This window comes from Bradyrhizobium sp. (assembly GCF_030654605.1).
Lineage (GTDB): Bacteria > Pseudomonadota > Alphaproteobacteria > Rhizobiales > Xanthobacteraceae > Bradyrhizobium.
Genome location: NZ_JAURXB010000235.1, coordinates 1 through 6,917 on the forward strand (window position 1 = coordinate 1; position 6,917 = coordinate 6,917).

6 protein-coding genes and 1 pseudogene are annotated in these 6,917 nt (G+C 65.9%); 5 read left to right on the forward strand and 2 right to left on the reverse strand.

The annotated features are described in order from the left end of the window. A pseudogene (locus Q7U29_RS21150) lies at positions 1-227 on the reverse strand (SAM-dependent methyltransferase); the annotation flags it as partial. A gap of 99 nt (positions 228-326) precedes the next feature. Between Q7U29_RS21150 and Q7U29_RS21155 the strand changes: the two are divergent. From Q7U29_RS21155 to Q7U29_RS21175, 5 genes are all read left to right on the forward strand, one after another. Next, positions 327-1,364 carry a ligase-associated DNA damage response exonuclease gene (locus Q7U29_RS21155; RefSeq protein ID WP_304744486.1) on the forward strand — a complete coding sequence of 346 codons (1,038 nt, stop codon included), beginning with the start codon at positions 327-329 and terminating at the stop codon, positions 1,362-1,364. Next, complete coding sequence (locus Q7U29_RS21160) at positions 1,361-3,295, forward strand: ATP-dependent DNA ligase (protein WP_304744487.1); 1,935 nt, start codon at positions 1,361-1,363, stop codon at positions 3,293-3,295. The genes Q7U29_RS21155 and Q7U29_RS21160 overlap by 4 nt, the downstream gene beginning before the upstream one ends. A gap of 73 nt (positions 3,296-3,368) precedes the next feature. After that, a complete protein-coding gene (locus tag Q7U29_RS21165) occupies positions 3,369-3,671 on the forward strand; it encodes a DUF6460 domain-containing protein (RefSeq protein WP_304744488.1) in 303 nt (100 codons plus the stop codon). Between the two features lie 74 nt (positions 3,672-3,745). Beyond that, the gene (locus Q7U29_RS21170) at positions 3,746-5,020 is read left to right on the forward strand and encodes an MATE family efflux transporter (protein ID WP_304744491.1); all 1,275 of its coding nucleotides are present in this window, start codon (positions 3,746-3,748) and stop codon (positions 5,018-5,020) included. 31 nt (positions 5,021-5,051) lie between these two features. Beyond that, positions 5,052-5,786, forward strand: a complete 735-nt coding sequence (locus Q7U29_RS21175) for an MBL fold metallo-hydrolase (RefSeq protein ID WP_304744489.1) — start codon at positions 5,052-5,054, stop codon at positions 5,784-5,786. A gap of 173 nt (positions 5,787-5,959) precedes the next feature. Here Q7U29_RS21175 and Q7U29_RS21180 read toward each other — a convergent pair. Next, positions 5,960-6,917 (reverse strand): quinone-dependent dihydroorotate dehydrogenase (locus Q7U29_RS21180; protein ID WP_304744490.1); only part of this gene is annotated, 958 nt, incomplete at its 5' end.

Sequence of the window (6,917 nt, forward strand, 5' to 3'; positions counted from 1 at the left end):
GTCTCCGCGGTGCGGAACGCCGTGATGGCGCCCTTGATGTCGCCGAGCAATTCGCGGACCTCGCCGAGCGTGAACCACGCCGTCGCAAAGCCCGGCGCCAGATCCGTGGCCTGCACGAACAGGTCTTCGGCGGCAACCAGATCGCCGCTGAGCTGCAGGTCGCGGGCAAAGTCGAAGCGCCGGTCGGCGAGCATGTCGCCGGACGACATGAACAGGCGCGCGGGCATGGTGTGGAACCGATCGGTCGGAGGGTTGAGGAACTGATTGCGGTGTTGAGAGCTTACCGCACGACTCGAATGAAGCTCTGGCAGGACTATATAACGAAAATGCGTCCGCAAGACATCCTGCTGCCAGCTCCCGCCGGCCTGTGCTGCAAACCCGGCGGGTTTCACATCGATCCGGTGCGCCCCGTCGAGCGGGCCGTGATCACGCACGGCCATTCCGACCATGCCCGGCCCGGCCATGGCGCGGTGCTCGCCACCCGGGAAACGCTCGACATGATGCGGCTGCGCTACGGCGACGATTTCGCACGGACCACGCAGGCCATCGGCTATGGCGAATCGATCAGGACAGGCGATGTCACGATCAGATTTCATCCCGCCGGACATGTGCTGGGATCGGCCCAGATCGCGGTGTCCTGCAAGGGCACCTGCATCGTGGCCTCGGGCGACTACAAGGACGCGCCCGATCCGACCTGCACGCCGTTCGAGGTGGTGCGCTGCGACGTCTTCATCACCGAGGCCACCTTCGGGCTGCCGGTGTTTCGCCATGGCGACGCGGCGGACGAGGTGAAGAAACTGCTGGCCTCGGTGGCGCTGTTTCCGGAGCGGGCCCATCTGGTCGGCGCCTATTCGCTGGGCAAGGCGCAGCGCGTGATCGCGCTGCTTCGCCTCGCCGGTTACGACGCGCCGATCTACCTGCACGGCGCGATGGAACCGATCACCCGCTATTACGAAAGCCGGGGAATCGCGCTCGGCGACCTGCTACCTGCCAAAGGCATGAAGAAGGCCGAACTCGCCGGCACCATCACGCTGGCGCCGCCATCGGCCACCGCCGACATCTGGACCCGGCGGTTTCCCGATCCGGTCACGGCATTCGCCTCGGGCTGGATGCGGGTCCGCGCCCGCGCCCGGCAGCGCGGCATCGAACTGCCGCTGGTGATTTCCGACCACGCCGACTGGAACGGATTGACCGCGACCATCGAGGCCACAGGCGCGCGCGAGATCTGGGTCACCCATGGCCAGGAAGACGCGCTGGTGCATTGGTGCAAGACCAAGGGCCTCGCCGCGCGGCCGCTCGATCTCGTCGGTTACGGCGACGAGGATGAAGGCGATACGGTGCCGGCGGAGGGCTTCGCGTCATGAACCGTTTCGCCGAACTGCTCGACCGACTCGCCTACGAGCCAGGCCGCAACAACAAGCTGCGGCTGCTCACCGCCTATTTCCGCGAGACCGAAGATCCCGATCGCGGCTACGCGCTGGCGGCGCTGACCGACGCGCTGTCGTTCAAGCATGCCAAGCCGGGATTGATCCGCGACCTGATCGCCGATCGCACCGACCCGGTGCTGTTCGCGTTGTCGTATGATTATGTCGGCGATCTCTCGGAGACAGTGGCGCTGATGTGGCCATCTTCTCCCCTCCTCCCGCTGAGTCCGCCGCAGCCGCTTGGCGGAGGCGGGCGCAGCGGTGGGGAGGGGTCGGGGGTGGGGGGTGTCTCCACCCATGCAACTGCCAGCGAGTTTGCTGAAGCACCCCCCACCCCCGACCCCTCCCCGCCACTCGCTTCGCTCGCGGGAGGAGGGGGGAAGGCACGCGCTTCGCGCGTGGAGAAGAAGGGCCACAACAACCCTCCTCCTCCCACTCTCGCCGAGGTCGTCACCACGCTGCGCACGCTCGGCAAGACCGAGCTGCCGAAACAGCTGACGCGCTGGCTCGACGAACTGGACGAGACCGGCCGCTGGGCGCTGTTGAAACTCGTCACCGGCGCGATGCGGATCGGGATCTCGGCGCGGCTGGCCAAGACCGCTGCGGCGGCGCTGGGCGAGAAGGATCCGCACGATGTCGAACTGATGTGGCCGGGACTCGCGCCGCCCTATCTCGATCTGTTCGCATGGCTGGAGGGCCGCGCCGAACAACCTGTCAATCTCGATCCCACGCCGTTCCGTCCGGTCATGCTGGCGCATGCGATCGAGGATGCGGATTTTGCCAACCTCGATGCCTGCGATTTCATCGCCGAGTGGAAATGGGACGGCATCCGGGTGCAGGCGGTCTCAGGCCGCGACGCTGATGGACAGATGCAGGCGCGGCTTTATTCGCGCAGCGGCGAGGATATTACGAAGAGCTTTCCGGATTTGCTGCCGTCGCTGCATCTGCAAGAATCTTCAAGTTTGAAGCATGATGTCTCCCGAAAACCGCTTCACACTTTTCGGCATCATGCTTCATTCGCCATCGACGGCGAGCTATTGGTGCTGCGCGAAGGCCGCGTGCAGCCGTTTAACGTGCTGCAGCAACGCCTGAACCGGAAAGTGGTCTCGCCGAAACTGGCAAAGGAATATCCGATCCATCTGCGCGCCTACGATCTGCTCGGCGAAGGCGACGACGATCTGCGAACGCTGCCGTTCGCCGAACGCCGCCAGCGCCTGGAAGCCTTCGTGACAAGACTCGACGATCCCAAGGTCGACCTGTCGCCGGTGATACCATTCGACAGCTGGGACGCGCTCACCGCCGCCCGCGCCGATCCCGCCGGCGCAGGCGCCGGCGAAGACGCCGAAGCAGTCGAGGGCGTGATGCTGAAGCGACGGGACGCCCTCTATCTGCCGGGCCGCCCAAAGGGGCAATGGTGGAAGTGGAAGCGCGATCCGCATCTGATCGACGCCGTGCTGATGTATGCCCAGCGCGGCCACGGCAAGCGCTCATCCTATTATTCGGACTACACCTTCGGGGTCTGGACGACAGACGACGGCGGCGAGCAGCTGGTGCCGGTCGGCAAGGCCTATTTCGGCTTCACCGACGAGGAACTGCTGCAGATCGACAGATTCGTCCGCCGCAACACCACGGAGAAGTTCGGGCCGGTGCGGCATGTGGTGCACGCGCCCGATCGGGGGCTGGTGCTGGAAGTCGCCTTCGAGGGCCTGGCGCGCTCGCCGCGGCACAAATCCGGCGTGGCGATGCGGTTTCCGCGCATCAACCGGCTGCGCTGGGACAAGCCGCCGCGCGAAGCGGACCGGCTGGAAACCCTGGAGCGGATGCTGAAAACCGAGGTTTCCGACCAGCCGCCGCTGGTATCAGGCCATTGACGCCGACGCCCGGGTTCCCCATGTCAGTCTGCGAGACTATGATACGCGGGCGAATCCGCGCCGGAGACCATCGATGCCCAACGACACCCGAGAACTGCCGGCCGCCAATGACGGTCTCTATCGCTTTCTCGGCGGCTCGCCGCTGGCCGTGGCGGTTCGGCTGATCCTGTTGTCGATCCTGGTGGGCGTGGTGCTGTCCGCGATCGGCTTCGATCCCTGGAACATCCTGAGCAGCATCCGGCGGCTGTTCGACTGGATCTACAATCTCGGCTTCGACGCCATCAACTGGGTGTGGCGCTATTTCCTGCTCGGCGCCGTGATCGTGATCCCGATCTGGCTGCTGTCGCGGCTGTTCGGCACGCCGCGCGGACGCTAGATCGCGGCTTCAGGTTGCCAGCTCTCCCATCGAAGGTCACGACCGCACAGGTCTTTGCCATCGCCGGTCCGGCGATGGTAGCGAACCTGACGACGCCGCTGATCGGCATCGTCTCGACCATCGCGATCGGGCGGCTCGGCGATCCGACGCTGCTCGGTGGCGCGGCAATCGCGTCGGTGGTGTTCGACTGCCTGTTCTGGCTGTTCGGCTTCCTTCGCATGAGCACGCTGGCCTTCGCCGCGCAGGCGCTCGGCGCGGGCGAAACCGGGGAATTGCGCGCCATCTTCCTGCGGGGCCTCGTGGTCGCGGCCGTGATCGGCATCGCGCTCATCGTGCTGCAGATACCGCTTGCCGCACTTCTGTTCGGCGCCATCGGCGGCAGCGAAGCCGTCACCCGCGCCGCCAGGATCTACTTCGACATCCGGATCTGGTCGGCGCCGCTGGTGCTGGCCAATTATGTCGTGCTCGGCTGGCTGATCGGTCAGGCCCGCGCCAGGCTGGCGCTTGGCGTGCAGATCGCCATCAACCTCATCAACATGGCGGCGACGGCGCTGCTGGTGCTGGTGTTCGATTTCGGCATTGCCGGGGCGGCGATCGCCGCGGTGGTCGCGGAAGTCACCGGACTCCTGCTCGGCGTGCTCATTGCACGCGGGCTTTCGCGCGGGCAACCCGCTGTTACGCGCGCGGCGCTGCTCGACCGCACCAAACTGGTCCGCATGCTGGCGGTCAACCGCGACATCATGATCCGCACCGCCTCGCTGATCGCCGCATTCCTGTTCTTCACCGCGCAGGGCGCGCGCCACGGCGACGTGACGCTGGCTGCCAACGCAGTGCTCCAGAATTTCCTGCTGATCAGCGCCTTCTTCCTCGACGGCCTCGCCAACGCCGCCGAGCAATTATGCGGCCGCGCCTATGGCGCGCGCGACCGCGGCGGGTTTACCAGCGCGACCCGGCTGGTGATCTCCTGGGGATTCGGCTTTGCGCTGGCGGTGACCGCGGCCTACGCGCTGTTCGGGCCTGGGTTGATCGATATCATGACATCAAGCGAAGAGGTCCGCCGCAGCGCGCGCGACTATCTGTGGCTGGTGACGCTGGCACCGGTGCTGGGCGTGTTCGCCTTCGCCTATGACGGCATTTTCATCGGGGCGACCTGGGCGCGCGAGATGCGCAACCTGATGGTGCTGTCGCTGCTGATCTTTCTCGGCGCCTGGCTGGCGTTGCGTTCTCTGGGCAATGCCGGACTGTGGGGCGCCCTGCTGGCGCATTATGCCGCGCGCGGCGGGTTGCAGGCGCTGCGCTATCCGGCGATGCTGCGCGCATCATTCCCGAAGGCGTCGCCCGCCGGCTGAAACCATAGGATCGAACCATAGGATCGAACCGATGCAACTGCAATTTGTCGGCTGCGGCGATGCGTTCGGTTCCGGCGGCAGGCAAAATACCTGCTTTCATGTCACCGGCAGCCGCGTCAATTTCCTTGTAGATTGCGGCGCGACTTCGCTGCCGGCCTTGAAGCGGCTCGGTATCGCGCGCGACGACATCGACCTGATCCTGATCACGCATTTCCACGGCGATCATTTCGCGGGGCTGCCGTTCCTGCTGCTGGATGCGCAGTTCACCCGCCGCAGCCGTCCGCTGGTGATCGCCGGCCCGGAAGGAATCGAAACGCGGCTGGCGCAGCTGATGGAAGTACTGTTCGAGCATTCGTCGAAGACAAGGCCGCGCTTCGAGCTGTCGGTCGTCGCGTTCGAGCCCGGGGAAAAATTCAGCTTCGGCGCGGTCGATGTCACGCCCTTTTCCGTTGTGCACGGCGAATCCGGCGGGCCGTTCCTGGCCTACCGGGTCGAGGCCGAAGGCCGCGTCATCGCCTACACCGCCGACACCGAATGGACGGAAACGCTGATCCCGCTCGGCCGCGACGCCGACCTGTTCATCGCGGAGGCCTATACCTACGACAGGGCGGTGAAGAACCATCTCAGCCTGACAACGCTGGAGGCGCGTCTGCCCGAGATCCGGCCGACGCGGCTGGTGCTGACGCATATGAGCGACGACATGCTGGGGCGGCTGGAGACGCTGAGTTACACGGCGGCGAGCGACGGGATGGTGGTGGAGTTGTGAATGGAAATGCTCTCGGCGTGAGGTGCAACGCTCGCACCAACACCGCTGTCATCGCCCGGCTCGACCGGGCGACCCAGTATTCCAGAGACGCTTAGGATAGATCGAGAAGCCGCGGCGTACTGGATCGCCCGGTCAAGCCGGGCGACGACAACCTTGATTGTGATTGACGGTCGTTAAACCGGCCAGTCCTCCGCCGTAATCGTCGCCGCGTCCGCACCGACGATTTCCGACAGTGAGTCGCGCCCCGTTCGCAGCAGCGTGGAGGCGAGGTCGGTCTTGATGTGCTCGACGAGGCCGAGACCCTTGTAGATCAGCGACGAATACAGCTGGATCAGGCTGGCGCCGGCGCGGATTTTCGTCAGCGCGGCGCCGCCGGAATCGATGCCGCCGACCCCTACCAGAGGAAACGCGCCCTCGGCGCGCACATAGGTTTCCGCCACCATCCGCGTCGACAGCCGGAACAGCGGCCGGCCCGACAGACCGCCCTGCTCTTTCGCGCGATTGGTCTCGCGCAAGGTCGCGGGCCGCGCCAGCGTGGTATTGGCGACGATCATGCCGTCGACCCGGCGCGAGCGGGCGATATGAACGACGTCGTCGAGTTCGGCGAGGCTGAGATCGGGCGCGATCTTGAGCAGCACCGGCGAGTCGCCGGCGTTCTGCCGCACACGTTCGCGGGCGTCGATCACCTTGGCCAGCAGGTCGTCGAGCGCTGCGGCCTGCTGCAGGTTGCGCAGGCCGGGCGTGTTCGGCGACGACACGTTGACGGTGAAATAGCTCGCCACCGGCGCGAAGGTTTCGATCAGCCTGACGTAGTCGGCGACGCGATCGACGGAATCCTTGTTGGCGCCGACATTGACCCCGACGATGCCGCCATGATGCGCGCGCGCCGCGAGCCGCCGCAGCACGGCGTTGGCGCCGTCATTGTTGAAGCCCATGCGGTTGATGACGGCTTCGTCGCGCTCCAGCCGGAACAGCCGCGGCCGCGGATTTCCGGTCTGCGGTTTTGGCGTCACCGTGCCGATCTCGACAAAGCCGAAGCCGAGCCGCAGCAGCGCATCGGAGACTTCCGCGCTCTTGTCGAAGCCCGCCGCCATGCCGACCGGATTGGGGAAATTCAGTCCGAACGCCCGC